This is a genomic window from Streptomyces beigongshangae (assembly GCF_019710745.1).
In the GTDB taxonomy this organism is placed as follows: Bacteria; Actinomycetota; Actinomycetes; order Streptomycetales; family Streptomycetaceae; genus Streptomyces; species Streptomyces beigongshangae.
In genome coordinates, this window is sequence record NZ_JAHKJW010000044.1 from 15,836 (window position 1) to 41,676 (window position 25,841).

General features: G+C 72.3%; 20 protein-coding genes and 2 pseudogenes. 4 read left to right on the plus strand and 18 right to left on the minus strand.

Annotated elements, in window-relative coordinates:
- Nucleotides 1–6: 6 nt before the first annotated feature.
- The 9 genes from KM933_RS28330 to KM933_RS28370 all read right to left on the minus strand — a co-directional run bounded on the left by KM933_RS28330 (nucleotide 7) and on the right by KM933_RS28370 (nucleotide 11,677).
- A complete protein-coding gene (locus tag KM933_RS28330; protein ID WP_221357362.1) occupies nucleotides 7–2,316 on the minus strand; it encodes a xanthine dehydrogenase family protein molybdopterin-binding subunit in 2,310 nt (769 codons plus the stop codon).
- Nucleotides 2,313–4,064: a 2Fe-2S iron-sulfur cluster-binding protein gene (locus tag KM933_RS28335; protein ID WP_221357363.1), complete on the minus strand. Its 1,752-nt coding sequence runs from the start codon at nucleotides 4,062–4,064 to the stop codon at nucleotides 2,313–2,315. Before KM933_RS28335 ends, KM933_RS28330 begins: the two co-directional genes overlap by 4 nt.
- Nucleotides 4,061–4,954: an FAD binding domain-containing protein gene (locus KM933_RS28340; protein ID WP_221357365.1), complete on the minus strand. Its 894-nt coding sequence runs from the start codon at nucleotides 4,952–4,954 to the stop codon at nucleotides 4,061–4,063. Before KM933_RS28340 ends, KM933_RS28335 begins: the two co-directional genes overlap by 4 nt.
- A gap of 287 nt (nucleotides 4,955–5,241) precedes the next feature.
- The gene (locus tag KM933_RS28345; RefSeq protein WP_221357455.1) at nucleotides 5,242–6,930 is read right to left on the minus strand and encodes a beta-N-acetylhexosaminidase; all 1,689 of its coding nucleotides are present in this window, start codon (nucleotides 6,928–6,930) and stop codon (nucleotides 5,242–5,244) included.
- 82 nt (nucleotides 6,931–7,012) lie between these two features.
- Nucleotides 7,013–7,861 (minus strand): carbohydrate ABC transporter permease, encoded by an 849-nt coding sequence (locus tag KM933_RS28350; protein ID WP_221357368.1) that lies wholly within the window; start codon nucleotides 7,859–7,861, stop codon nucleotides 7,013–7,015.
- A gap of 101 nt (nucleotides 7,862–7,962) precedes the next feature.
- Nucleotides 7,963–9,114 (minus strand): carbohydrate ABC transporter permease, encoded by a 1,152-nt coding sequence (locus KM933_RS28355; protein ID WP_260334270.1) that lies wholly within the window; start codon nucleotides 9,112–9,114, stop codon nucleotides 7,963–7,965.
- Nucleotides 9,115–9,119: 5 nt separating this feature from the next.
- Nucleotides 9,120–10,433, minus strand: coding sequence for an extracellular solute-binding protein (locus KM933_RS28360; protein ID WP_221357370.1), 1,314 nt, complete (start codon nucleotides 10,431–10,433; stop codon nucleotides 9,120–9,122).
- A gap of 345 nt (nucleotides 10,434–10,778) precedes the next feature.
- Entirely contained in the window at nucleotides 10,779–11,075 is a 297-nt protein-coding gene (locus KM933_RS28365) for a DUF3039 domain-containing protein (protein ID WP_221357372.1), read from the minus strand.
- Nucleotides 11,076–11,104: 29 nt separating this feature from the next.
- Entirely contained in the window at nucleotides 11,105–11,677 is a 573-nt protein-coding gene (locus KM933_RS28370) for a YqgE/AlgH family protein (protein ID WP_221357457.1), read from the minus strand.
- A gap of 253 nt (nucleotides 11,678–11,930) precedes the next feature.
- On the opposite strand from KM933_RS28370, the gene murA reads away from it, so the two are divergent.
- Nucleotides 11,931–13,277 (plus strand): UDP-N-acetylglucosamine 1-carboxyvinyltransferase, encoded by a 1,347-nt coding sequence (gene murA, locus KM933_RS28375; protein ID WP_221357374.1) that lies wholly within the window; start codon nucleotides 11,931–11,933, stop codon nucleotides 13,275–13,277.
- A 190-nt stretch (nucleotides 13,278–13,467) separates the two neighbouring features.
- On the opposite strand, the gene KM933_RS28380 is transcribed toward murA, so the two are convergent.
- The 9 genes from KM933_RS28380 to KM933_RS28420 all read right to left on the minus strand — a co-directional run bounded on the left by KM933_RS28380 (nucleotide 13,468) and on the right by KM933_RS28420 (nucleotide 24,716).
- On the minus strand, nucleotides 13,468–13,749 hold the full coding sequence (locus KM933_RS28380) for an HU family DNA-binding protein (RefSeq protein ID WP_007382399.1): 282 nt from the start codon (nucleotides 13,747–13,749) through the stop codon (nucleotides 13,468–13,470).
- A gap of 525 nt (nucleotides 13,750–14,274) precedes the next feature.
- Nucleotides 14,275–15,690 carry an NAD-dependent malic enzyme gene (locus KM933_RS28385; protein WP_221357376.1) on the minus strand — a complete coding sequence of 472 codons (1,416 nt, stop codon included), beginning with the start codon at nucleotides 15,688–15,690 and terminating at the stop codon, nucleotides 14,275–14,277.
- 458 nt (nucleotides 15,691–16,148) lie between these two features.
- A complete protein-coding gene (locus tag KM933_RS28390; protein WP_221357378.1) occupies nucleotides 16,149–18,674 on the minus strand; it encodes a HelD family protein in 2,526 nt (841 codons plus the stop codon).
- Nucleotides 18,675–18,790: 116 nt separating this feature from the next.
- The gene (locus KM933_RS28395) at nucleotides 18,791–19,561 is read right to left on the minus strand and encodes a zf-HC2 domain-containing protein (RefSeq protein ID WP_221357380.1); all 771 of its coding nucleotides are present in this window, start codon (nucleotides 19,559–19,561) and stop codon (nucleotides 18,791–18,793) included.
- A 38-nt stretch (nucleotides 19,562–19,599) separates the two neighbouring features.
- Complete coding sequence (locus tag KM933_RS28400) at nucleotides 19,600–20,121, minus strand: sigma-70 family RNA polymerase sigma factor (protein ID WP_221357382.1); 522 nt, start codon at nucleotides 20,119–20,121, stop codon at nucleotides 19,600–19,602.
- A 217-nt stretch (nucleotides 20,122–20,338) separates the two neighbouring features.
- A complete protein-coding gene (locus KM933_RS28405) occupies nucleotides 20,339–20,932 on the minus strand; it encodes a CGNR zinc finger domain-containing protein (protein ID WP_221357384.1) in 594 nt (197 codons plus the stop codon).
- A 435-nt stretch (nucleotides 20,933–21,367) separates the two neighbouring features.
- On the minus strand, nucleotides 21,368–22,627 hold the full coding sequence (locus KM933_RS28410) for a uroporphyrinogen-III synthase (protein ID WP_221357387.1): 1,260 nt from the start codon (nucleotides 22,625–22,627) through the stop codon (nucleotides 21,368–21,370).
- Between the two features lie 206 nt (nucleotides 22,628–22,833).
- Nucleotides 22,834–24,216, minus strand: coding sequence for a nitrate/nitrite transporter (locus tag KM933_RS28415; protein ID WP_221357397.1), 1,383 nt, complete (start codon nucleotides 24,214–24,216; stop codon nucleotides 22,834–22,836).
- A gap of 146 nt (nucleotides 24,217–24,362) precedes the next feature.
- Complete coding sequence (locus KM933_RS28420; protein ID WP_221357399.1) at nucleotides 24,363–24,716, minus strand: ATP-binding protein; 354 nt, start codon at nucleotides 24,714–24,716, stop codon at nucleotides 24,363–24,365.
- 18 nt (nucleotides 24,717–24,734) lie between these two features.
- On the opposite strand from KM933_RS28420, the pseudogene KM933_RS28425 reads away from it, so the two are divergent.
- The 3 genes and pseudogenes from KM933_RS28425 to KM933_RS28435 all read left to right on the plus strand — a co-directional run.
- Nucleotides 24,735–24,959: pseudogene (locus tag KM933_RS28425) on the plus strand (Scr1 family TA system antitoxin-like transcriptional regulator); the annotation flags it as partial.
- Nucleotides 24,960–24,971: 12 nt separating this feature from the next.
- Entirely contained in the window at nucleotides 24,972–25,166 is a 195-nt protein-coding gene (locus KM933_RS28430) for a DUF397 domain-containing protein (protein ID WP_221357400.1), read from the plus strand.
- Between the two features lie 116 nt (nucleotides 25,167–25,282).
- Nucleotides 25,283–25,801: pseudogene (locus KM933_RS28435) on the plus strand (pyridoxamine 5'-phosphate oxidase family protein).
- Nucleotides 25,802–25,841 lie beyond the last annotated feature (40 nt).

Consider the following 25,841-nt stretch of genomic DNA (forward strand, 5'->3'; position numbering starts at 1 on the left):
CACGGGTCACTGCGTCGCCGTCACCACGGCCGCCTGCGGCCTTATGGGCAGCCGGTTGACGGGGCGCCCCGTGGCCGCCCGCACCGCGGACGCGATCGCGGCGGGGGACGTGACGACCGGTACCGCGCTGACGGCCTTCGCCCCGAAGGGCGCGACCACGTCGCGCTCCTCGACGAGTTTGACGATGCGGATGTCCGGGGCGTCGAGGGCGGTCGGCAGCGAGTACCCGGTGAGGTCGGGGTGGCGCACCAGTCCGCGCGCGCTGCGCAGGTTCTCCGTGAGGGCGGCGCCGACGCCCTGCGTGACGCCGGCCTCGATACGGGCGGCGAGCTGCGCGGGGTTCAGCACGCGCCCCACGTCCTGGGCGAGCGCCAGTTCGACCACGCGCACCGAGCCGAGTTCGATGTCGACGTCCACCACCGCGCGGATCGCGCAGAAGGCGAGGCCGACGAAGGCGTCGCCCTGGCCGTCGCCGTCCAGCGGCTCGGTGGGGTGCGGGCGGCACTGCGCGGTCGCCCACAGCTCCTTGCCGTCCATCGCCTCGGTGACGGTCGTCGACAGCACGCCGTCGTACGAGGTGATCTTGCCGTCGGTGATCTGGAGCAGCTCCGTGGACATCCCGAACTTGTGCGCGAGGGGCTGCAGCAGCTGCGTACGGACCATCTTGGCGGCCCGTTCGACGGCCCCGCCGGACACCCAGGTGTGGCGGCCGCGGGCGCTGGGCCCCGCGGTGGGCTGGTCGGTGTCCACGGAGGCCACGTGGACCTCTTCGATGCCGAGCGTCTCCTGGACGATCTGCCGGGCCAGCGTGGTGAAGCCCTGGCCGGTCTCCACGGCCGCGCAGAGCACGGTGGCGACGCCGTCGTGGACCTTCACGGTGGCCGTCGAGACCTCGTCGGTGCCCTCGGCGCCGAGCATGTGGACCATGCCCAGGGCGTAGCCGACGCCGCGCCGCACGGCACCGGGTTCACCGGCGCCCTCGGGGCCGCCCGGCAGCAGCCACTCGTCCTCGGGCGTGTCCTTGGGGAGCGCGGGCAGCGGGAACTCCTGGACGGCCTGGAGCAGTTCGGCCACGGGCGCCGGGCAGGTGACCGTCTGGCCGGTCGGCAGCACGTCCCCGGTGGCCAGCACGTTGCGCAGGCGCAGTTCGGCCGGGTCGACGCCCAGCTTCTTCGCCAGCTTGTCCATCTGGGCCTCGTAGGCGGCGCACACCTGCATGGCGCCCTCGCCGCGCACGTGCCCGGAGGGCGGGTTGTTGGTGCGCACGGCCCAGCCCTCGATGAAGGCGTTCGGGACGACGTAGGGGCCGCAGGCGAAGGAGACGGCGGCGGCGAGGGCCTCCGACGAGGTGTCCGCGTACGCGCCCGCGTCGAGGAGGATCTGCGCCTCGACCTTCACCAGCCTGCCCTCGGCGTCCGCGTGGTGGCGGTAGCGCAGCAGCGTGGGGTGCCGGTGGACGTGCCCGAGGAAGGATTCTTCGCGCGTCGCGGTCAGCTTGACCGGGCAGCCCGTCCGCAGGGCGAGCAGCCCGAGGGGGAGCTGGAAGCCCTGGTCCTCGCGGTCGGCGGTGGCACCGGGCACACCGGTGACGACGACCTTCACGCGCTCCGGCTCCAGCCCGTAGCAGGCGGCGGCGGTGTCCCGGTCGGTGTGCGGGTCGGTGGACGCCACGTAGAGCTCGACCCCGCCGTCGGGGCGGGGCACGGCGAGGCCGGCCTCGGCGCCGATCGGGGCCGGGTCCTGGCGGCCGATGCGGTACAGGCCCTCGACGACGATGTCACCGGCGGCGTCCGGGTCGCCGTGGCGCAGCGGGATGTGGCGGATGAGGTTGCCGTCGGGGTGCAGGGGCTCGGCCTCGAACGCCTGCTCCGGGTCGGTCACCGGGTCGAGCACCTCGTACTCGACGATGATGGCGGCGGCTGCCATGCGCGCGGTGTCGGGGTGGTCCGCGGCGACGGCCGCGATGGCCTCCCCGTGGTGGCGTACGACCTCGGAGGCGAACACCGGGCGGTCCGCCCTGCCGCGGCCGAGCAGCGCCGTACCGGGCACGTCCTCGTGGGTGATGACGGCGCGCACGCCGGGCATCTCGCGCGCGTGGGTGGTGTCGACGGACAGGATGCGCGCGTGCGGGTGCGGCGATCTCAGGACGGCCGCCCACAGCAGGCCCTCGGCCCACAGGTCCGCCGCGTACGGGAAGGTTCCTTCCGTCTTGGCGCGGGCCTCCACGGAGGGCAGGGAGACGCCGAGGCCGTGCGGCGGCGGTTCCGGGGCGGTACCGGGCTCCGCGGGGGTCGCGGTGGCGGTGTCGTTGCTCACGCCTGGCCTCCGTCCTGGCCGTACGGCTGCTCGTGGGGCTCGTGGGGCTCGTGGGACTGATGGGGCTGGTGGGGCTCGAACGCGGACGGGCTGACGCCGCCGGCGCCGGGACCCGCCTGGTGCGGGATACGGGCCTCGTCGCCGTCCGCGGGGCCCTCCGTGACCGCGTGGGCCCGGCGCTCGGCCACGACGTCCCGTACGGCGTCCAGGACGCCCCGGTAGCCGGAGCAGCGGCACAGGTTGCCGCACAGCGCCTGGCGGGTCTCCAGCTCGGTCGGTGCCGGGTTGCCCTCCAGGAGGTCGTGCACGGTCATCGCCATGCCCGGCACGCAGAAACCGCACTGGACGGCACCGCACCGGGCGAGCGCCCGCTGGACGTCCGAGGGCTGCCCGTCGGCGGCGAGGCCCTCGACGGTGCGCACCTCGCTCCCGGCGGCGGTCACGGCGGGCACCAGGCAGGAGGCCACGAGCCGTCCGTCCACCTGCACGTTGCAGGCCCCGCACTCGCCCTGCGAGCAGCCGTCCTTGGCGCCCGCGAGGCCGAGCCGCTCGCGCAGTACGTACAGCAGCGATTCGCCGATCCAGGCGTCGGCCACGGGCCGCTCGACGCCGTTCACCCGCAGGACGTACGCGGCCAGGGGGTGGTCGTCGTGCGGGGGCGGGCCCTGCGGGACGTCGGCCGCGGCCTCCCCGGCCGCGTCCGCGGGCTGCTCGCCGGGTTCCCCGGCCGGGGCCGCCTCCGTGGAGGCCGTCTCGGTGGAGACCGGCTCCGCGGCGGCCGTCCCCGGCCCGGTGGCGGATCCGTCCGCGAACTCCGGGCGGTCCGGGTGGCCCTGACCGTCCTGACCGTCCGGGTCGCCCCGGCCGTCCTGACCGTCCTGGTGGTCGTGCCGGGCCGCGGACGGTTCCCCGCGTCCCGTGTCGTACCCGGCGTCGCGCCCGGTTTCGTACCCGGTGCCGTGCCCGGGCTCGTGTTCCGGCTCGCGCTCCACGGGGACGGCGATCTCGTCGGCGTGTGCCCCGGAGACGTCGATGATCTCGGCGGCTCCGTGCCCGGCGAGGCCCTGCCCGTGGCCGCCGTGCTCCTCCTGGGGCGCGTTCCCGTCGGCGGGCTGCCGGGCCCAGGGCTCGTCGGCCCAGGGCGCGGCCGCCCCGCCGGGCAGCGTGGCGGGCGCGTTGCCGCCCCACTGCTCGACCAGCGAGGACGTGTTGAACTCACCGGACTCGTCGGGCAGGTCCCCGTCGGCGACCGGAATGGACCACTGGCCGGTCACGTCGTGGCCGGGCCCGCCCTGGTCGTTCCGGCCGTCCTGGCCGCCCCGACCGTCCTGGCCGCCCTGGGGGGGCTGGTCGAAGGTCCACTGGCCGGTGGTCCCGGGGTGGTACGCGTAGGGGTCCTGGGCGGGTTGCCGGTGCTCCTCGGGCAGGGCGTTCGGGTCGGGCCACCGCGCGTCCTCGTGCTGCCCGGAGTGCTGCCCGGAGTGCCGCCCCGGGCCGGCCGCCTCCTGCGGTGCGTCCCAGGAGCCGGTGGACGCCGGGTCGGGGCCCGGGCCGGGCGCGGCCGTTATCGGCGGCGGCACGTAGCCGTGGCCGGGCGCGGCGAGCGGTGAGTCGGCGAGGAGGGCGTCGATGCCGCCTTCGGGGAGCTCGACGAAGGCGGTGGCGCTGTCGTCGTAGTCGCCCTGGGGCAGCGGGTCCCAGCGGCTGCCCGGCCGGGGCGCGCCCTCTCCGTGCTGGTCGTCGGTCACGACAGCGCCCTCCCCAGTGCTCGTCGGGCCAGCGCGGCGACGGTGCGCCGCAGGTGCAGTACGGCGGGCGGCAGCGGCGGTACGGAACCGTCCTCGGCCGGGGCCGGATCGGGGATGCAGGCCGCGGCGACGTACTCCCCGAAGGCGGCCAGCGCCTCGGGCACGATCGCGCGGTTGTTGTCCCAGTCGATGAGCGAGGCGACCCACTGCTCGGCGTCCAGGGGCCGCAGCGGCATCGGCGCTATGGCCCCCACGGCGCACCGCACCCCGCGCCGGGCGGGGTCGAGGACGAGCGACACGGACGCGATGGCGCGCCCGGGGCCGGTCCGTCCGGTCGCCTTCAGGAAGACCTGCGGCGCGTGCAGCAGCGGCACGCGCACGTACCCGATGAGTTCGCCGCCGCGGAGCATCTCCATGCCCGCGAGCAGGTGCGAGACGGGGATCTCGCGGCGGGCGCCGCCCGGGCCCGCGACGACGAGGGTCGCCTCCAGCGCGGCCAGCACGGGAAGCGCGTCCCCGGTGGGCGACGCGGAGGCGATGTTGCCGCCCAGGGTGCCCGCGTTGCGGATCTGGGGCGGCCCCGCGGCCCTGGCGGCGGCCGCGAGGGCGGGGATGAGGGCGGCGAAGTCCGGGCGCCCCATACGGGCGTGGGTGAGGCCCGCGCCGAGGAGCGCGTGGCCGTCCTGGTACTGCCAGCCGCGGATCTCGCTGATCCGGCCGAGCCCGACGAGCGCGGCGGGCCTCAGCTGCCCGGAGTTGACGGCGGCCATGAGATCGGTGCCGCCGGCCACGGGAACGGCGGCGGGCATGGCGGCGAGCGCCGCCACGGCCTCGTCCAGAGAGGCGGGCAGGGTCACGGCCTGCGCCGCCTGCGGTGCGTGCGTGGTCAAACCGGCTGCCCCTTCCCGCTGCCCCACCTGGTCCCACCTGTGTTGCCGTACGGTACGTGCTGACAGGGCGGACGTGGCAACTCTGGCACATCTTCCCCGTCCTCCGACGCGGGGGTCCGCTAGGAGGCATTCCTGCCCGCCACCAGCGGATGGTCCGTTTTCACACCACATCACCCGTCAGCACGAATTGACGGTTTTCGGCACTCCTCGACCGTCTTTTCCCGGTGTCACCGTCCGGTGTCACCGTCCCGGGGCGGGCGCGCGGGTGACGCCCCTCCCCGGGTGCCTCACACGTTCGGGGGCGGTCCCTCGATCGGGCGGCCGGGCACGCCGGGCCGCCGCTGCCACGGCAACGGCCCGGTGGGCGGCCGGTAGGCGACCCCCAGGGCGTCAAGTCGCGCGTAGTGGGCGGTCATCCGCCGCTCGAAGTCCGCGAAGTCGCGTTCCGCGGGGGGCGGCAGGGCGCTCCAGGCGACCTCGGCGAAGGCCGCGAGCCGCGGGAACGCCTGGTAGTCCACGCGGTCCCGGTCCTCCATCACCTCGGTCCACAGGTTGGCCTGGGTACCCAGGACGTGCCGCGCCTGATCGGGGGTCAGCTCCGGCGGTACGGGCTCGAAGCGGTAGACGTCCTGCAGGGTGCGCACGAAGCCGATGGGCACCGGCTCGTCCGGCCCGTCGGCCTGCCGGTGGTCCAGGTAGACCTGCTGCTCGGGGCACATGACGACGTCGTGGCCCGCCCGCGCGGCCGTGATGCCGCCCCGGTAGCCGCGCCACGAGGAGACGGCGGCACCCGGTGCGAGCCCGCCCTCCAGGATCTCGTCCCAGCCGATCAGCCGGCGCCCCCGCGCGCCCAGCCAGCCGTCGAAGTGGCGGATGAACCAGGACTGCAGCGCGTCCTCGTCCGCGAGGCCCAGTTCCGCGATCCGCGCCTGTGCGGCCGGGGACGCCTTCCACTGGTCCTTCGCGCACTCGTCGCCGCCGACGTGGATGAACTCCGAGGGGAACAGGGCGAGGAGTTCCTCGAAGACGCCCTCGTAGAAGCGCAGGGTGTTGTCGGTGGGGGCGAGTACGTTCTCGGAGATGCCCCAGGTGTCCCAGACGGAGAGGGAGCGCGTGTCGACGACATCGGTGTTGCCGAGTTCCGGATATGCCGCGACGGCGGCCTGCGAGTGCCCCGGGATGTCGATTTCCGGGACGACGGAGATATGCCGCTCGGCGGCGTACGCGACGATCTCGCGGATGTCGTCCTGGGTGTAGAAACCGCCGTGCGGCTTCTCCTCCCAGTGCGGTGAGGCGCGGTGGCCGAATTTGGTGCGTGCCCGCCACGCCCCGGTCTCCGTGAGCTTCGGGTACCGCTTGATCTCGATACGCCAGCCCTGGTCGTCCGTGAGGTGGAAGTGGAAGACGTTCAGCTTGTGCGCGGCCATCAGGTCGAGGTGGCGCAGGACGCCGTCCTTCGGCATGAAGTGCCGCGAGACGTCGAGCATGCAGCCGCGCCAGCGGAAGCGCGGGGCGTCCTCGACGGTCCCCCGCGGGACGACGTACGTGGCTCCGGGGCGGACGGGGGCGCGCCGGAAGGCGTCCGGGCCGAGGAGCTGGCGCAGTGTCTGGGCGCCCCAGAACACTCCGGCGGGGTCGCCGCCCCGGAGGTCGACGCCCCGCCGGGTGTGGGCGTCGAGCACGTACGCCTCCGGTCCCAGGGTCTCGTCGATTCGCAACCGCACGCTGTTCGGGCCGTCCTCCGCCCCCGGGGCGTCCCCCGCGCCGGGGGCCGTCCCGGTGCCCGGCGGCAGCGGGAGTCCCAGCGCGGCACCGAGGGTCGACCGCAGCCAGCGCTCGGTGCCGGCCGTGCCGGGCCCGGCCCACAGGGTGGTGCCCGCGTCGAGCGGGACGCCCCGGCCCGCGGACTCCCGTACGGAGCGGGGTGCCGGGATCACCCCGGGCGGGACCGGGGTGTCCGGCCCCGGGTCCCCCACCCCCCGGCCGCTCGGCGCCGCACCGTTTGCCGTCGCGTCGTTCGGGGTCGCGTCGTTCGGGGTCACGTCGTTCGAAGTCACGTCAGTCCTTCACCGCGCCGCCCAGACCGGAGACCAGGCGCCGCTGTACGAGTACGAAGAAGATCAGCACCGGGATCGTCATCACCGTGGAACCGGCCATGACGCCGCCCCAGTCCGGGTCGTCGGGCTTGTAGAAGACGAGGAGGGCCATCGGCAGTGTGGACTGCGAGGTGTCACTGATGATGAAGGACTTGGCGAACAGGAAGTCGTTCCAGGCGGAGATGAAGGAGAACACGCTGGTGGCGACGAGCCCCGGCAGGACCAGCGGGAAGAGGATCTGCCACAGGAACCGCGTCCTGCTCGCCCCGTCGATGTACGCGGCCTCCTCCAGCGCCTCGGGGACGGCCTTCACGAAGCCCCGCAGCATCCAGATCGCGAAGGGCAGCGAGAAGGCGATGTGCGGCAGGATCAGCGCGCCCAGCGTGTTGAGCTGGCCCAAGTCCCGCATCTGGAAGAAGAGGGGGATCGTCAGGGCCTCGATGGGCACCATCTGTGCGATCAGGAACATGATCAGCAGGGTGGTCCGGAACCGGAAGCGGAACCGTGTCACGGCGGTCGCCGCGAGAAACGCGACGAGCGCCGAGGCGACGACCACGGAGACGGCCACGACGAGGCTGTTGAGGAAGTACCGGCCGAATTCCTGCTGTTCGAAGACGCGCCGGAAGGAATCCAGGGTCGGGGAGAGCGTCCAGGGCCGCGGCCGGGTCGACTCGATCTCCCCGGCCGGTTTGAAGGCGCTGAGCACCATCCAGTAGAGGGGAAATGCGACCACGGCCGCGATCAGCAGTGCCGAGACCTCGGCGGCCAGCCGCCACGGCCGCCGCACGGACCGGCGTACGAGATTCCGCACGGACCGGCGTACGGGATTCTTCGCGGACCCCGGGGGCCGTACGGAATTTCGTGTTTCCGGTGAAGTCGCCGCCGGTACGGAATGCCCGGACGTCACGGAACTCACAGCTCTTCCCCCTGCCTTCGCAGCAGCCTCAGATAAACGAGCGTGACCGCCAGCAGGATCAGCAGCATCACCACTCCGATCGCCGACCCGAGGCTGTACTGGGAGGACGCGAAGGCCTTCTGGTAGGCGTACACGTTCAGGACGAGGTTCTGGCCGGCGATGCCGCCGCCGTTCGTCATGACGTAGATCTGCGTGAAGACCTTGAAGTCCCAGATGACCGACTGGATGGTGACGACCACGAGGATCGGGCGGAGCATCGGCGCCAGCACCGAGCGCCAGATCCGCCACTGGGAGGCCCCGTCGAGGGACGCGGCCTCCAGGACCTCGGAGGGCACGGCGCGGATCCCGGCGTACACCGTGACCATCACGAACGGGAAGGAGCACCAGACCACCTCGAGCAGGACGAGGGCGAAGGCGCTGTAGCGGTCGTACGTCCACGAGTGGTCGCCGAGTCCGAGAACGCGGTTGACCGGCCCGAAGTCGGGGTCGAACAGGAGCAGCCACACCGTCGACCCGGTGACCGCGGGGGTCGCCCAGGCGCCGAGCGCGGCCAGCATCAGGGCGAGCCGCGGCACGGCACGGACACGTGTCAGGAGGACGGCCAGCGCACAGCCGACCGCCAGGGTCGACACGACGCACGCCGCCGCGAAGACCACGGTGGCCAGCAGCACCTGCCAGAACTGCTCGTCGCGGAAGAGCGCCGCGTAGTTGCCCAGGCCCTGGAAGGTCGTCGGCTGCCCGCCGCTGACCTGGGCCTGCGTGTACTCCAGGAACGAGATCAGCCCGAGCTGGTAGACGGGGTAGACGAGCAGCCCGCCGATGACCACGAGGGCGGGGGCGAGATAGAGCCAGGGCGTCCAGCCACCGCGCGCGAGCGGGGACCTGCGTCCCGGCCCGCCGCGTCCCGGCCGGGTCCCCCGGCGGGCGGCCCCGGACGACGGGCTCCCCACCGGTCCGGGGCCGGCGGCCGGGCGGACCGCTGTCGCGGCCGGGGAGGCCGGGGAAGCCGGGCCGGGGACGGGTCCCGGCGCGGCCCCGGGGAGCCCGGCCGGTACCGGTGCCGGTGCCGCCGCCGGTCCGGCGGGCTCCTTCGGCGTCCGCCCGCCGCCGGGCGACGGGACGGAATCCGGGAGCGGACGGTTCGTCATCCGGCTCATCCCGCGGAGCTGAACGCGGTGTTCATCTTCTTCGCCGCGTCCGCGGAGGCGGCCTCCACGTCCTTACGTCCGCTGACGATCTCCTGGAACATCGTCGGCAGCACCAGGGACGCGTCGATCTGGGACCAGGCGGGCGAGGCCGGGACGAACTTGGCACCGGCGCCGAGGGTCTTCACGAAGGGCTCGACGAACGGCTCGCGCTTCGCGACGTCCTGGCGCACGTCCGTGAACGTCGGCAGGAAGCCCATCGCGTCGAAGAGCGCGCCCTGCGTCCTCTTCGACGCGAGCTGTTCCATCAGGTCGACGGCGAGCGTGCGGTGCGAGGTGCTGTTCAGGACGCCGAGGTTGTTGCCGCCCGCGAACGCGGGGGCGATGTCACCGGACTCCACACCGGGCAGCGGGACGACCGCGTACTTGCCCTTGACCTTCCCCGCCTCGATCGCCGCGTGGCTGAAGTCGCCGCCGATGGCCATGCCGGCCTTGCCGGAGGCGAACGCCGTGACGGTGTCGTTGCCGCCCATGCCCGCGCACTTGGCGGCCGGGCAGTTGTCGTCGCCGAAGAGCGAGGTGTACGCCTTGATGCCCTTCCGGGCCTGCGCGCTGTCGATCGTGGAGGCGTACGACCCGCCCTTGCCCTCGGCGATCTCGCCGCCGTTGGCCCAGATGAACGGCATCGCGCCGTACGTGTACGCGCCGCCGACCGCGAGGCCGTACAGCTCCGGCTTCGCCTGCCGGATCTTCCTGGCGGTGCCGATCAGTTCGTCCTGGGTCCTCGGTACGCCGAGGCCCAGCTCCTCGAAGACGTCGGTGCGGTAGTAGAGCGCACGCACCCCGACGAAGTACGGGGCGCCGTAGATCTTCCCGTCGACCGTGACGGACTGCTTGGCGGTCGGGTCGGTGTCCTTGGACTCGCTCCAGTCCGTGAACTCCTCCGTGACGTCCGCGAGGCCGCCGTCCTTGACGTATCCGGCGGTGTCCGTGTTGCCGTACTCGATGAGGTCGGGCGCGCTCTCCGGGTCGTTGAAGGCGGCCTTGATCTTCTCGGCGCGGGTCTCGACGGGGATGTACTGGACGTCGACCTCCGTGCCCTCGTGGGCCTTCTCGAAGGCGGTGACGACACTGTCGACGACCTTCTCCTTCGGCGCGTTGGTGACCTCCTGGAAGAGCCACACGCGCAGCGTGCCGCTCTTCTCGTCCTTGCCGCCGGAGTTGTCGGAGGACTCCGGGGCGCAGGCGGTCGCCGTGAGCCCGGCCACGACGAGCGCGGCGATCGGGGCGGCCGTACGGGCAAAGAGGTGCGCGAACTTCATGAGGGCGTCCTCCGGGGGCGCGTTGCAACATGTGCAATGGCGGTTTTGCGCTGCACAACACCCGGGAGGCTATGGAGTACATGAACGTGCCCACAAGAGGTCTCCACCACTCTGTGACCGGCGGAAGCACTCCATGCAACGGAGGGACGGGACAAAGGCCCCGGATACGCCGAGAGCGCACGCGGGGGGGCGGCGCCGAGCCGGAGGGCCCGGGTCACGACTCGGCCGCGGCGCCCCGTCGAGGGGCGCCGCGGCCGTACTCCGTTCACGCGGCACGGCGCACCGCACACCGTGCCCCGCCACCTCACGGGGCGCGAAGGGCCGGCCCGCCGGGCCGCAGGGGCCCTACTTGTCGCCGCCCTTGCCCTTGCCGTCGTCGCCCGAGCCCATGGACTCGTAGATCTCCTTGCACATGGGGCACACGGGGTACTTCTTCGGGTCCCGGCCCGGGACCCACACCTTGCCGCAGAGCGCGACGACGGGCGTCCCGTCGAGCGCGCTCGCCATGATCTTGTCCTTCTGGACGTAGTGGGCGAAGCGCTCGTGGTCCCCGTCGCCGTGCGACGTCTGCGGCGTCGGCTCCACGAGGGTTCCCGTCCCAGTGCCTCGCTGGGGCTGGGTCTCAGGCTCAAGAGTGCTCATGACGGCAAGAGTACTGAAGGTTTGAGCCATCAGTTCAGCGAAGGGTCGTCCGGATACGTGGCCACCATCGCCAGCTCGTTGCGCTGGCGGCGCAGCACTTCGCGCCACAGCCGTTCCGGAGCGGGCGAGGAGACGTCGCCGGGTTCGGACTCCACGACGTACCAGGCGCCCTCGCCCAGTTCGTCCTCCAGTTGTCCGGGCCCCCAGCCCGCGTACCCCGCGAAGATCCTGAGCGAGCCGAGCGCCGAGGCGAGCAGCTCCGGCGGGGCCTCCAGGTCCACGAGCCCGATCGCGCCGTGCACGCGGCGCCAGCCGAGCGGCGTGCGCTCCCCGGAGGTGCCGCCCGGGATCACCGCCACCCCGAGCGCCGAGTCCAGCGAGACCGGCCCGCCCTGGAACACCACTCCGGGCTCCCCGGCCAGCTCGGCCCAGTTCGCGAGGATGTCCCCCACGTCCACCGGTGTGGGGCGGTTGAGGACGACACCCAGGGAACCCTCCTCGTCGTGGTCGAGGAGCAGCACCACCGCGCGGTCGAAATTGGGGTCCGCCAGGGCGGGAGTGGCCACGAGCAGCCGCCCTGTGAGCGAGGACACCTCCGTCATGCCTGACATGATCCCGCATCTTCCCCGCGCGGGGGGAGCCAATGCCCGCACCGGGGTGAATGCAGCTCAGGGCTCACGGGAGCAGGTGGAGCGCACGGCCCCCACCGGTGACCCGGCGTGCCCGGCCGGGCACGTTTCGTGTTGTGGCGAAGCCATGACGTCCCTGAGGGCCTCCTGGGCTTACTCAAGGGGGGTGGGCGGCCATTACGCTTGCTTCTTCGCCACCTTCCCCACCAACCGGAACGCGAGACACATGACCGTCAACGGCTCAGACGACGTACTCCTTGTCCACGGCGGAACCCCGCTGGAGGGCGAGATCCGTGTCCGCGGTGCGAAGAACCTCGTACCGAAGGCCATGGTCGCCGCGCTGCTCGGCAGTGCTCCGAGCCGGCTGCGCAATGTCCCGGACATCCGTGACGTGCGGGTCGTACGCGGCCTGCTGCAGCTGCACGGGGTGACGGTCCGTCCGGGTGAGGAGCCGGGCGAGCTCGTCATGGACCCGTCGCACGTGGAGAGCGCCAACGTCGCGGACATCGACGCGCACGCCGGTTCGTCGCGCATCCCGATCCTCCTGTGCGGCCCGCTGCTGCACCGCCTCGGGCACGCGTTCATCCCGGGCCTGGGCGGCTGCGACATCGGCGGCCGGCCGATCGACTTCCACTTCGAGGTGCTGCGCCAGTTCGGCGCGACGATCGAGAAGCGTGCGGACGGGCAGTACCTGGAGGCGCCGCAGCGGCTGCGCGGCACGAAGATCCAGCTGCCGTACCCGTCCGTCGGCGCGACCGAGCAGGTGCTGCTGACGGCCGTCCTCGCGGAAGGCGTCACGGAGCTCTCGAACGCGGCGGTCGAGCCGGAGATCGAGGACCTGATCTGCGTCCTGCAGAAAATGGGCGCGATCATCGCGATGGACACCGACCGCACCATCCGCGTCACGGGCGTCGACACGCTCGGCGGCTACACCCACGCGGCCCTGCCGGACCGCCTGGAGGCCGCCTCGTGGGCGTCCGCGGCGCTGGCCACCGAGGGCAACATCTACGTCCGCGGCGCCCAGCAGCGCTCGATGATGACCTTCCTGAACACCTACCGCAAGGTGGGCGGCGCCTTCGAGATCGACGACGAGGGTATCCGCTTCTGGCACCCCGGCGGCGAGCTCAAGTCGATCGCGCTGGAGACGGACGTCCACCCGGGCTTCCAGACGGACTGGCAGCAGCCGCTGGTCGTCGCCCTCACCCAGGCCACCGGCCTCTCCATCGTCCACGAGACGGTGTACGAGTCCCGGCTCGGCTTCACGTCGGCGCTCAACCAGATGGGCGCGCACATCCAGCTCTACCGGGAGTGCCTGGGCGGTTCGCGCTGCCGCTTCGGCCAGCGGAACTTCCTGCACTCGGCGGTCGTGTCGGGCCCGACGAAGCTCCAGGGCGCCGACCTGGTCATCCCCGACCTGCGCGGCGGCTTCTCGTACCTCATCGCGGCGCTGGCGGCCCAGGGCACGTCCCGGGTCCACGGCATCGACCTGATCAACCGCGGCTACGAGAACTTCATGGAGAAGCTGGTGGAGCTGGGCGCGAAGGTCGAGCTGCCGGGCAAGGCGCTCGGCTAGGGCCTGGCATCCGGCCGGGGTGGACATCCGGCCGGGCCGGGCAGGGCATCCGGCCGGGGCGGGGCGCCCGGCCGGCGGCGGCACGTAGGCGCGGACACGCGTACGCGATGGGGCGGTCACCCGGAATCCGGGTGACCGCCCCATCGGCGTCTGTGGAGCCCTGTACGTCCTCGCGGGACGTACGGAGGGGCTACTTGCCCTTGGCGGCTTCCTTGAGCTTGCTGCCCGCGGAGACCTTCACGCTGTAGCCGGCCGGGATCTGGATCGGGTCGCCGGTCTGCGGGTTGCGAGCGGTGCGAGCGGCACGGTGGGTGCGCTCGAAGGTCAGGAAGCCGGGGATGGTGACCTTCTCGTCGCCCTTGGCGACGATCTCGCCGACGGTCTCGGCGAACGCGGCCAGAACGGCGTCGGCGTCCTTGCGGGTCACCTCGGCACGGTCGGCCAGCGCGGCCACCAGCTCACTGCGGTTCATGTTGTTACTCCCGTGTTCTTCTTGCCGTTGAGGCGTGCCACGCGGCGGAGCCGCATCTCGGGCACGTCGAAGCCGATGCTGCCAGGGTCCTCGACGGTCCCCGGACCCGGGTCCGTGGCCGGACCCTCGCGCCCGAAGACGCATCCTGCCCCCACCTGCGGCGGGAAAGCCAATCCGGTACCCCTGGGAGTCACACGAAAAGCGCCACGGCCTCGAAATGGTGACGCTCCGTCCACTCCCGGCAGCGGACCGCGAAGCCAGTGATGGCCTGGTGGGCCCGCAGGGACTGAGCCATGGCCGCCACCCTAGAGGCGGCCCGAGGCCCGGTGTCCGGCGACGCGCCGGTACGGAGGGCGGGTGGCAACCGTCACAGTTGCCACCCATTGGAGCGCTTTCCCCGCCTTGCCGCCCTTACGCGTCCCATCTCGGGAGCGGCGTCCCGGACGACCCCGGAGTGACGGGACGGGCGGGCGGGAGAGGCAGGAGGGGCGGGAGCTCCCGTCCCCTCCCGGCGCCGGGGCGGTGTCAGACCGTGACGCCCGCCGCCTTCGCGGCGTTGCGGACCGCCCCCGCCACCGCGCCCGCGACCTTGTCGTTGAAGACGCTGGGGATGATGTAGTTCGGGTTGAGCTCGTCCTCCGTCACCACGTCCGCCAGCGCCGTCGCCGCCGCGAGCATCATCTCCGTGTTGACGGTGCGGGACTGGGCGTCCAGCAGGCCGCGGAAGACGCCCGGGAAGACCAGCACGTTGTTGATCTGGTTCGGGAAGTCGGAGCGGCCGGTGGCCACGACCGCCGCCGTTTGCCGGGCGATCGCCGGGTCGACCTCGGGGTCGGGGTTGGCGAGCGCGAAGACGATCGCGTCGTCGGCCATGGCGGCCACGTCGTCGCCGTCCAGCACGTTCGGGGCCGAGACGCCGATGAAGACGTCGGCGCCGCGCACGGCCTGCTTCAGGGTCCCCGTGACGCCCTCGGGGTTGGTGTTGTCGGCGATCCACCGCAGCGGCGAGCCGGCGGCGGCCTCCACCAGGTCCTCGCGGCCCGCGTGCACCACGCCGTGGATGTCGGCCACGACGGCGTGCTTGACGCCCGCGGCGATCAGCAGCTTGAGGATGGCCGTACCGGCCGCCCCCGCGCCCGACATGACGACGCGGATGTCGCCGATCGCCCGGCCGGTCACCCGCAGCGCGTTCTTGAGCGCCGCGAGCACGACGATGGCGGTGCCGTGCTGGTCGTCGTGGAAGACGGGGATGTCGAGGGCCTCGCGCAGGCGCGCCTCGATCTCGAAGCAGCGCGGCGCCGAGATGTCCTCCAGGTTGATGCCCGCGAAGCCGGGGGCGATGGCCTTGACGATCTCCACGATCGCGTCGGTGTCCTGCGTGTCCAGGCACAGCGGCCAGGCGTCGATGCCCGCGAAGCGCTTGAAGAGGGCGGCCTTGCCCTCCATGACCGGCAGGGCGGCCTTCGGACCGATGTTGCCGAGGCCGAGCACGGCCGAGCCGTCGGTGACGACCGCGACGGAGTTGCGCTTGATGGTGAGGCGCCGGGCGTCCTCGGGGTTCTCGGCGATGGCCATGCACACCCGGGCCACTCCGGGCGTGTAGATCATCGAGAGGTCGTCACGGTTGCGGATGGGGTGCTTGGACGCCATCTCGATCTTGCCGCCGAGGTGCATCAGGAACGTACGGTCGGAGACCTTGCCCAGCGTGACGTCCTCGATGCCGCGCAGCCGCTCGACGATCTCTTCCGAGTGCTTCGTGGACGACGCCGCGATGGTGACGTCGATCCGGAGCTTCTCGTGGCCGGAGGCCGTCACGTCGAGGCCGGTCACCGAGCCTCCGCTGGACTCCACGGCGTTGGTGATCTGGGAGACCGCGGTTCCGCTCGCGGGCACCTCCAACCGGACCGTGATCGAGTAGGAGACGCTGGGCGCCGTTGCCATGGCCGACTTCCTCTGCTTTCACCGAACTACTGCGAGTGCTGCGAACACCGCTGGTTCGCGGGTTTGCCGTCCGATCGTCGCACCTACCGCGGAGTACGTGGTAGCCGCCCCGGGTTGCGAACCTTTTGTTCATGGGAACGACGGAAGAGGCCCGCGTCACCAGGTGACGCGGGCCTCTTCCGTGCCGCCGCGGGTGCGGGCACCCGCGGCGGTTGGTCAGTGACACCGACCCGCCATGCTCGCCTCGCGGCAAGTGGTCGCTCGTGGCGACGAAGGTTGGGCCCGGGGGCTTGGATCGGGCCGGTGTCACATCCAAGGTAACAAACGATCCCCGTAAGGCAATTCCCGTACCGGGGTTCACAGCGAAGCTTTACGCGTCACGGCGAGGTTTTACGCGGACGGGGCCCCCGGTTCACCGGCGGGGGCCCGCCGGTTCACCGCCCCGGACCGGCGGCCGGTCAGTCCCTCAGGAGGTCCGGTACGCCGTCCGCGTCCGGCTCGTCCCGGGCGGCCGAGACGATGGTGAGCTGCTGCGTCGCCCGGGTCAGCGCCACGTACAGCACGCGCAGCCCGGCCGGCGACTCGTCGGCGATCTCCGCGGGCGAGACGACCACCGTGGCGTCGTACTCCAGGCCCTTCGCCTCCAGGCTGCCGAGGGCCACCACGCGGTCCCCGAGCCCGGCGAGCCACCGTGCGGCCTCGGCCCGGCGGTTCATGGCGACGACGACGCCGACCGTGCCGTCGACCTGGTCGAGCAGCCGGGCGGCCTCCTCCCGCACGGTCTTCGCCAGGGCGTCCCGCGCACCGGCGCCCTGCCCGGCCCTCCCGCCCCGCTCCCCCGGTCCGTTCGGTCCGCCCGGTCCGCCCGCCGAGGTCACGAACCGGGGCCGTACGCCCGTGGAGCGGACCGCGGTCGGGGACTGCGAGCCGGGCATGGCGAGGGCCAGGACCCTGGCGGCGAGCTCGGCGATCTCGGCCGGGTTGCGGTAGTTCACGGTGAGCGTGAAGCGGCGGCGCGGACGGCTGCCGAGAGCCTCGTCACGGGCCTCGGCGGCCTCGTCCGGGTCCGACCAGGACGACTGGGCGGGGTCGCCGACCACCGTCCAGGTGGCGTGCCGGCCGCGGCGGCCGATCATGCGCCACTGCATGGGCGTGAGGTCCTGCGCCTCGTCGACGATGACGTGCGCATACTCCGTACGCTCCTGGGCCAGCCGCTCGGCCCGCTCGCGCTGCGTCTCCTCGCGTACGGGCATCAGCTCCTCCAGGCCCGTCAGCTGGTCGAGCGGGTCGAGATCGCGCTTCCTGCGGGGGCGGGCCGGAGTGCCGAGGATCGCCTGGAGCTCGTCGAGCATGGCCACGTCGTGCACGGAGAGCCCGTCCCGCTTGAGGGAGCGCGCCACCCGCCGTACCTCGCCGGGGTTGAGGATCCGCCGCGCCCAGCGCCCCAGCCGCCGCTCGTCGGACATGGCCGCCAGCACGGCGCGCGGGGTCAGCTCGGGCCACCAGGCGTCCAGGAACGCGAGGAAGGCGTCCTCGGAGCTGACGTCCTCGTCGAACGACGAGCGCAGCTCGGCGGCCAGCTCCGGGTCGGTGTGCCGGCTGCCGGCGCCGGACCGCGACCAGAGGGCGTCGAGCAGCAGTTTGCGGGCACGCGGGCGCAGCAGGTTGACGGGCGCGGTCCCGGAGAGCGCGCTCTGCCGGATGCTCTCCAGCTCGGACGCCTCCAGTTCCAGCCGGCGTCCGAAGGCGACGACCCGCAAGCGGGTGGGCGTGGCCACCGGGCCCCGCGGCGCGGCGTCGCCGTCCGGCCGGTCCGGACCGCTTCCGGCGCCCTCCTCGCTCTCGGCACCCTCCTCACCCTCGTCACCGAACGCGAGCTGTCCGGAGGGGGCGGACGCGGCCCGGCCGGAGGCGGACCGGTGGCCGGAGGGCTCCGGTGTCTCCAGCGCCCCGCGCGCCGCCTTCCGCAGCACCTTCAGCATCCGGTAGGACCCCTTGGTCCGGGCCACCGCCGGTGTGTCGTACTGCGTGGCCTCGGCGCCGTCGACCAGGGAGCCGACCGCGCGGATGGCGACCTGGCCCTCCTCGCCGAGCGACGGCAGGACGCCCTCGGTGTACGCGACCAGCAGCGGAGTGGGCGAGACGATCAGGATGCCGCCCGCGTACCGTCTGCGGTCCTGGTAGAGCAGATAGGCGGCCCGGTGCAGGGCGACCGCCGTCTTGCCCGTGCCGGGGCCGCCCTCCACGTAGGTGACGGACGCGGCGGGTGCCCGGATGACCAGGTCCTGCTCGGCCTGGATGGAGGCGACGATGTCCCGCATGGTGTGGCTGCGGGCCTGGCCCAGCGCGGCCATCAGGGCGCCGTCGCCGATCACCGCCAGTTCGTTCCCGGCGAGCGTGGCCGTCAGCTCCGGGCGCATCAGGTCGTCCTCGACCCCCAGGACCTTGCGGCCCTTGGAGCGGATGACCCGGCGGCGCACCACCCGGCCGGGGTCGACCGGCGTGGAGCGGTAGAACGGCGCGGCCGCCGGGGCCCGCCAGTCGATGACCAGCGGCGCGTACTCCGCGTCCAGGACACCGATACGGCCGATGTGGAGGGTCTCCGCGATCTCGGCGGTGTTGTCGGGGCCGACGGCCCCCTCGGCGGGTTCGACGGCCGTGTAGGCGCCGTCCGGGCCCTTCTTGCCGTCCTTGCCGCGGAGGAGGTCGATCCGCCCGAAGAGGAAGTCCTCGAACTCGTTGTTCAGGCGGTTGAGGTGGATCCCCGCCCGGAACACCTGCGCGTCACGCTCCGCGAGCGCCCCGGGCGTACCGACCTGGCCGCGCTGGGCGGCGTCGTTCATCAGGAACTCCGCCTCGTGGATCTTTTCCTCAAGGCGCCGGTACACCCGGTCCAGGTGTTCCTGTTCGACGCCGATCTCGCGGTCGCGCACGGAGTCGCCCACCGGATCGAACGCCGTTTCCTGCTGAACCTGAGCGGCCACCGGGCCCCCTTCTGACGTGCATGGCAGCCGTCAACCGTACGCGAAGGGGAGCCCGGCGGGCTACGTTTCCGCTCCTGATCCGCTCCTGATCCGTTCTTGATCCGTTCCTGATCCGCCTACACGTCGACCTCGGTCAGCTTGTCGCCGTCGAAGGTCACGACCTCGAAGTGGTCGATGTCGGCCTGGTTCATCGCCACGGCGCCCTGGAGGTAGAGCGGGTTGCGGGCCAGCTCGGTGGGGGCGTCCTTGATGCCGTAGCCCCACTTCGGGACGGTCCAGGTGGTCGCCGTCTCCCGTTCGCCGTTCTTGCTGACGGCGATGAGGGAGCACTTCTGCGGGCCCTTGACGTTCTTCAGCTCCAGGGCCAGCGAGGTGCCGAAGGGCTTGCTCTCCATGCCGACCGCGGCACTGACCTGGGTGGCCGCGTCCGTGCGCTGGACCTTGTCCGGCATGCCGGTGAAGACCTGCTTGGCGGTGCTGACCGTCTGCGCGGGGCGCGCCTCCTGGGTCGTCTCGCCGCCGGTGGCCACGATCGCGGCGATGGGGCCGCCGATGATCAGCGAGGCCGCGAGCCCGAAGAAGAGACGCCGGCTCTTCCTGGCGCGGACCCGGCGCTCGACGACCTCGCCGACCAGCCGGTCCGAGAGCTGTGGGCTCGGTCGGGCGGCGAGCGTCTCACCGATGGCCGGTGTACCGCGGGTACCCGGCAGGTCCGCCAGGGCGGCGAGCATCGGTTCCATGCCCGCGAGCTCGTCGAGCTGCTGCCCGCACCACTCGCAGGTCGCGAGGTGCGCCTCGAACTCCGTCGCCTCGGCGTCGTCGAGGATGCCCAGCGCGTAGGCACCCACCGTCTCGTGCAGATCGCCCTGCCCCTGCGAACTTTGCATGGATCCAGGACTACCCGTTCCGTATCCCCCGTATGTGCTCATGCCGTCACCCCCCGCTCCTCCAGTGCGAGCTTCATCGAACGCAGGGCATAGAACACCCGTGAGCGCACCGTGCCGCTGGGTATCCCCAGGGTTTCGGCTGCCTCGTTCACGGTACGCCCCTTGAAGTACGTCTCGACCAGTACCTCCCGGTGGGCGGGGGTCAGGTCTTCGAGCGCGTCAGAGAGTGTCATCAGCCACAACGCCTTGTCGATCTCGTCCTCGGCGGGAATGACCTCCAGCGGCGACGGGTCCACCTCCTGCGGCCGGGCCTGCCGGCTGCGGTGCCCGTCGATGACGATGCGCCGGGCGACCGTCACCAGCCAGGGGCGTACCGAGCCGGTCGCCCGGTTGAGCTGACCGGCGTTCTTCCAGGCGCGGATGAGCGTCTCCTGCACGACGTCCTCCGCCCGCTGCCGGTCTCCGGCCACCAGCCGCAGCACATAGGCGAGCAGGGGCCCCGCGTGCTCCCGGTACAGCGCACGCATCAGCTCCTCGTCCGGTTCCGAGGGCTGGGACATGCGATGTCGGGCCCTCGGCGATCGTTCATCGGCCACGGCGGAATCCTTGCGCACGCCTACCTCCGGTGTCCGGGGGATCCCCCAGTCGGTCGCTCATCTCCGGATACGGGCGCGGACGTTGCGCTGTTCAAAGTGAATGGATTTCTTTGCGGGAAACGTGATTCCTACGCCTTCCCATCTGCTCCACAAGTCGTTCACGGGGGATCCACGGAGGATCCTAAGCCCGTGCGAGGGCTGCTCTGCGCCGGTGCCTGGCCACCCGTTCGCGGTTTCCGCACACCTCACTGGAGCACCACCTGCGACGACGTCCTCTTGACGTGTCCAGGTACACGATCGGGCAGTTGTCTCCCTCACACTGGCGGATGCTCGCGCGGGCCGCCGGGTCCGTGAGGAGTTCCACGGTGTCACGGGCCACCGCCGCGAGGAGCGCGGAGCAGGTGGGCGGGGAGCGCAGCACGCGGACGAGCGAGCCGTCGTCGTCCCACACCGCCGACGGTACGGGCGGTGCGGCGCGGGCGAGTTCGTTGACCCGGGCCAGCGCGGCGCCGAAGGGCTCGGAGTCCCGGTCCGGCTCACCGCGCACCAACTGGCCGATGTGGTGCCTCAGTTCGCGAAAGCCCACGATCCAGGAGGAGTCGGCCGACGTGAGGGGCGTGTCCGCCGGGACGAGCCCGGATCCGGTGATCCAGGCCCGCAACGGAGCGGCCGAGCCGATCCGTTCCTCGGGGTGCGTGGTCGCCAGGAGGTCGAGACAGATCCGCCCGGAGTCGAACCGCAGCTCGTACGGGGACGTGGCCGTACCCGATGCCATGTGCCTGTCACCGCCTAGGGGTTGCCGCCAGGAGGGAGGGGGGTCGGTGAGGGTGCGCGGAGCGGAGAGGGGGACCTGGAGGGGCCGTGCGGGGCCCGTCCCCCTACAGTGCCCTCCCCCGCGCGCGGCGGGAAGCCCCGCGCGCCGCCCCGTACCGGCCCGCGCCGCCCGGACGCTCCGCTCGGACGCGCCCTGCTGAGCGGTCGCGCCGCGCCCAGTGGTCGCGCCACGCTCACCGGTCGCACCGTGTCCGCGTCCGCCCCCGGCCTCTTGGCGCGGGTGCCGATGCCGATGCCGATGCCGATGCCGATGACGTACGACCATGGCGGCCGTCACGGCCGTCGCCGTCACGGCGGCTGCCGTGCCGGTCGCGGCTGCCGGGCGGGTCGCGGCTGCCGGGCGGAGGCCCTCCGGGAAGGGGACGGCGTCGGCGGGTCAGGCGTCGGCGTACTTCGCGTCGGCGGCCGGGTCGAGGGCCAGCCGGTAGCCGCGCTTGACGACGGTCTGGATGAGCCTGGGCGCGCCCAGCGCCGTACGCAGCCGGGCCATCGCGGTCTCCACGGCGTGCTCGTCCTTGCCGGCGCCGGGCAGCGCCCGCAGCAGCTCGGCGCGTGCCACCACCCAGCCGGGCCGCCGGGCCAGCGCGCGCATCAGTGCCATGCCGGCGGGCGGTACGGGCCGCAGCGCGTCGTCCACCAGCACCGCGTGCCCGCGGATCTCCACCCGGTGCCCGGCGACCGGCAGGGTCCGCGCCCGGGACGGCAGTTCCCGGCACAGCACCTGCACGAGGGGGCCGAGCCGGAAGCGCTCCGGCTGGACCGTGTCGACGCCCTTGGCCTGCAACGGCAGCGCGGTGACCGGGCCGACGCAGGCGGGCAGCACGTCGTGGTCGAGAGCGGCGAGCAGCTCGGGCAGCAGCCCGCGGTCCTCGGCGCGGCCCAGCAGCGAGGCGGCGGCCGGGGCGCTGGTGAAGGTCAGCGCGTCGACGCCGCGGGCGACCGTGGCGTCGAGCAGCCGGTCCACAGGACCGATGTCCTCGGGGGGCAGCCACCGGTACACCGGGACGCCGACGACCTCCGCGCCCGCCGCCCGCAGCGACTCGACGAAGCCGGGCAGCGGCTCGCCGTGCAGCTGGACCGCGATCCGGCGCCCGTCCACCCCCTCGTCCAGCAGCCGGTCGAGCACCTCGGCCATGGATTCGGAGGACGGCGACCACTCCTCGGTCAGCCCCTGTGCGCGTACGGCGCCCTTGACCTTGGGTCCACGGGCGAGCAGTTCGACACCGCGCAACACGCCGAGCAGGTGCTCCCCCAGCCCCCACCCGTCGGCGGCCTCGATCCAGCCGCGGAAGCCGATCGCGGTGGTCGCGACCACGACGTCCGGGGCCTGGTCGAGCAGCTGCTTGGTCGCCGCGAGCAGTTCGCTGTCGTCGGCGAGGGGCACGATGCGCAGGGCGGGGGCGTGCAGGACGGCGGCGCCGCGCCGCTGGAGCAGGGCGCCGAGCTCGTCGGCACGGCGGGCGGCGGTCACCCCGACGGTGAACCCGGCGAGGGGCCCGTGCTCCGGCCGGCCGGACCGCCCCACGTCCTGTTCCGGCCGCTGTTCCGGCCGCTGTTCCGGCTGCCGTTCCGTCGACTGCTGCGGCTGTTGCTGCGGCGGCTGCTGCTCCGCCGGCTGCTGCGGTTGCTCGTACATGGATGGCTCTCGTCCCGTTCGAGTGGTGTTCGTCGTCCGCGTCACCCGCTGGGCCGGGGCGTCCTCCGCGCGCCCCGTCCGCCCCGCCCCGTGGCGGACGACCGAGCCTGTCAATCATGCGTGACGGACTCGGTTCCGCTCGATGTCACCCGTGTTACGTCCCGTGCCGCGCCCCGCGCCGCACCCTGTGCCGCGCCCTGTTCGTGTCACACCTCGGCATAGCTGAGCTGCGGCTTCGCCTCCGACGAGGCCGTGGCGGGCGACTCGGCGGCGGCCGGGCGGCGAAGGTATACGGCCCAGGTGACCAGGAAGCAGACCGCGTAGAAGGCGAGGAAGGCGACGAAGGCCCCGGTGCCGGAACCTACGCTCAGGAACGACTGGCGAAAGGCGAGGTTGATCCCGAGCCCGCCGACGGCCCCCACGGCCCCGATGAGCCCCATCGAGGCCCCCGACAGCCGCCGCCCGTACGAGGCGGCCTCCTCCCCGGTCAGCCCGAGGGCCGTGGCCTTGGCCTGGAAGATGCCGGGGATCATCTTGTACGTGGAGCCGTTGCCGAGCCCGGTCAGCACGAAGAGCACGATGAACGCGGCGGTGAACAGGGCCAGCGACTCCCGCATGGAGGCGACCACGATGACGGCGGTCGCGGCGCCCATGCCGACGAAGTTCCCCAGGGTGATGCGGGCCCCGCCGTACTTGTCCGCGAGCCAGCCGCCCACGGGCCGGATGAGCGAGCCGAGCAGCGGCCCGACGAAGGTGACGTAGGCCGACTCCAGCGGCGTACGCCCGAACTGCGTCTGCAGGACGAGACCGAACGCGAAGCTGTACCCGATGAACGACCCGAACGTCCCGATGTAGAGGAGGGACATGATCCAGGTGTGCGGGTCCCTGACGGCCTCCCTGGCGGCGCCGGTGTCGTTCTTCACGGAGGCGATGTTGTCCATGTGGAGGGCGCCGAGGACGGCCGCGACGACGATGAGCGGGATGTAGATGCCGAGCAGCAGACGCGGTCCGCCGCCCGCCCCGATGACGGCGAGCCCGATGAGCTGCACGACGGGCACGCCGATGTTGCCGCCGCCGGCGTTGAGCCCGAGGGCCCAGCCCTTCCTCCGCAGCGGGAAGAAGGAGTTGATGTTGGTCATGGAGGAGGCGAAGTTCCCCCCTCCCACACCGGCGAGCATGGCGCACGCGAGGAAGGTCCCGAACGACGTCCCGGGCTCCATCACCACGAAGGCCGCGATCGTCGGGACGAGGAGCATGCTCGCCGCGATGATGGTCCAGTTCCGGCCCCCGAACCGGGCGACCGCGAAGGTGTACGGCACGCGTACGACGGCGCCGACCAGCGTGGCCATCGAGATGATGAAGAACTTGTCGGCGGGGGTCAGCCCGTACTCGGGCCCCATGAAGAGCACCATGACCGACCAGAGGGTCCAGATCGAGAACCCGATGTGCTCGGAGAGGACGGAGAAGAAGAGATTGCGGTGGGCGACCCTCTCCCCCGTCTCCTTCCAGAACGCCTCGTCCTCCGGGTCCCACTGCTCGATCCAGCGGCCCCCCTTGCGCGGTGCGGTGCTGCTGCTCGGGGCTGTCATCTCGCGCCTCCACGATGTCTCCGGGTGGTGCTCCCGAAGGTAGGGACGACGCGTTTCCGCCCTGTGGCTGTGGGTGACCACCGGGGAACTTCGCTCTCACGCGGGGGCGGGGGGCACGGTGAGGGTTCTCACCAGGCGTGACGTCCTCAGACCTGGACCTCGAACCACAACAACTTGCCGGCACCCCGGTCCGGTCCGTTCCGCGGGACGCCGGGAGGCTGGTCGAAGGGTGCCGGGACGTGCGGGCTGCTGTCCCACACCCCGACGCGCAACCGCCCGTCCCCCGACGCGGTGAGCCGCAGTGAGGCGGGCCCGTCGGTGTGCCGGTACGCGTTGGTGACCAACTCGGACGTCAACAGCTCGACGGGGTCGAGGGCTTGAGCCATCCCGTGCCCGCTGAGGGCGGCCCGCACGGTCATACGTGCGACGCGTGCGGCGCGGGGGTCGTGCGGCAGCCGAAGGGCGTACGTCCAGGTGTCGGGCGGGGCTGCGGTGACCATGAGTGCCTCCGGGAGGGAGGCGCGGATCACTTCCCGAGCACAGGTCAGTCATTCGATTACCTTGAGGGCCCGGTTCCGCAGCTCGACACCGTCCAGTTGGACACGCACCACGGAGGCTGCGGATTTCTCGACGCAGAAGCACAGTTGAGCAAATACCGTTCCGTGCTGGATCACATGGAGTCCTGCTCGCTCAGCCCCGCCAAGTCACGCGACTTCGTCCACCGCCTCATCCGGGACATCTGAAAGAGATCAAACATGCCCACACCCCATTGGCAGAAATCCACGTACAGCGGTGACAGCTCGAACTGCGTCTACGTGTCAGCCGCCCCTTCGGGCCGGGTCCACCTCCGCGAGAGCGACGACCCCGACACCGTCCTCGCAACGACCCGCCCCGGCCTGCACGATCTGATACGAACCCTGAAGGCGTCCTCGCCCCCGCGCACCACCTGAACCAACGACTGAACGACTCTGCGCACCCGAGCCACGGGCCGAGGGGCTCATCGGTCGCCAGGAGCAGGTCCCGCGCCCCAGGCGCGCCGCGCACCCGCTGGCTAGGGTCGGTCCTCATGGAGACCACGGGAATCGTTCGTCGCCGGACGGCGGAGCGTACGCGCGACGCTCTGGAGCGGCTCGCCACCGAGCGGGACGTATGGGTGTCGACGGCTCATCCCGATCACGGGCCGCACCAGGTGCCGCTGTGGTTCCTGTGGGACGGGCGAGCGGTGTGGGTGTGCACCGGCGCCACCTCCGCGACCGCACGGAACGTCCGCGAAGAGCCACGCGTGCGCCTGGCGTTGCCGGACACCTTCGACGTGGTGCTCCTCCAGGGTGAGGCGGAGTGCTTCCCGTAGCAGGAAGTGCCTGGAGGCGCGGCGGAGGCGTTCGCGGAAAAGTTCGGGTGGGACCCACGCGCGGAAGAGGGCTCTTTTCTCTACGTACGCGTGGTCCCGGGGACTGTGCGCGCTTGGCGTGGCGAGCCGGAGCTGCGCGGGAGGGTCATCATGCGCGACGGGGTGTGGCTGGAACAACGGCCGGCCCCCTCCGACGCGTCTCTCCCGGATCACGCTCCGCGGCCGGAACGCTAGAACCGGTCTCCTACGAGTACGAGACCAGAGGTCCGGGGAA

Excerpts from the sequence above, each read along its gene's own strand:
- KM933_RS28360 (WP_221357370.1), bottom strand. The coding sequence starts at position 10,433 with ATGAAGTTCGCGCACCTCTTTGCCCGTACGGCCGCCCCGATCGCCGCG.
- KM933_RS28380 (WP_007382399.1), bottom strand. The coding sequence starts at position 13,749 with ATGAACCGCAGTGAGCTGGTGGCCGCGCTGGCCGACCGTGCCGAGGTG.
- KM933_RS28415 (WP_221357397.1), bottom strand. The coding sequence starts at position 24,216 with ATGACAGCCCCGAGCAGCAGCACCGCACCGCGCAAGGGGGGCCGCTGG.
- KM933_RS28420 (WP_221357399.1), bottom strand. The coding sequence starts at position 24,716 with ATGGTCACCGCAGCCCCGCCCGACACCTGGACGTACGCCCTTCGGCTG.
- KM933_RS28405 (WP_221357384.1), bottom strand. The coding sequence starts at position 20,932 with ATGGCATCGGGTACGGCCACGTCCCCGTACGAGCTGCGGTTCGACTCC.
- murA (WP_221357374.1), top strand. The coding sequence starts at position 11,931 with ATGACCGTCAACGGCTCAGACGACGTACTCCTTGTCCACGGCGGAACC.
- KM933_RS28355 (WP_260334270.1), bottom strand. The coding sequence starts at position 9,114 with ATGACGAACCGTCCGCTCCCGGATTCCGTCCCGTCGCCCGGCGGCGGG.
- KM933_RS28400 (WP_221357382.1), bottom strand. The coding sequence starts at position 20,121 with ATGTCCCAGCCCTCGGAACCGGACGAGGAGCTGATGCGTGCGCTGTAC.
- KM933_RS28370 (WP_221357457.1), bottom strand. The coding sequence starts at position 11,677 with ATGACGGAGGTGTCCTCGCTCACAGGGCGGCTGCTCGTGGCCACTCCC.
- KM933_RS28365 (WP_221357372.1), bottom strand. The coding sequence starts at position 11,075 with ATGAGCACTCTTGAGCCTGAGACCCAGCCCCAGCGAGGCACTGGGACG.
- KM933_RS28430 (WP_221357400.1), top strand. The coding sequence starts at position 24,972 with ATGCCCACACCCCATTGGCAGAAATCCACGTACAGCGGTGACAGCTCG.
- KM933_RS28395 (WP_221357380.1), bottom strand. The coding sequence starts at position 19,561 with ATGCAAAGTTCGCAGGGGCAGGGCGATCTGCACGAGACGGTGGGTGCC.
- KM933_RS28410 (WP_221357387.1), bottom strand. The coding sequence starts at position 22,627 with ATGTACGAGCAACCGCAGCAGCCGGCGGAGCAGCAGCCGCCGCAGCAA.
- KM933_RS28385 (WP_221357376.1), bottom strand. The coding sequence starts at position 15,690 with ATGGCAACGGCGCCCAGCGTCTCCTACTCGATCACGGTCCGGTTGGAG.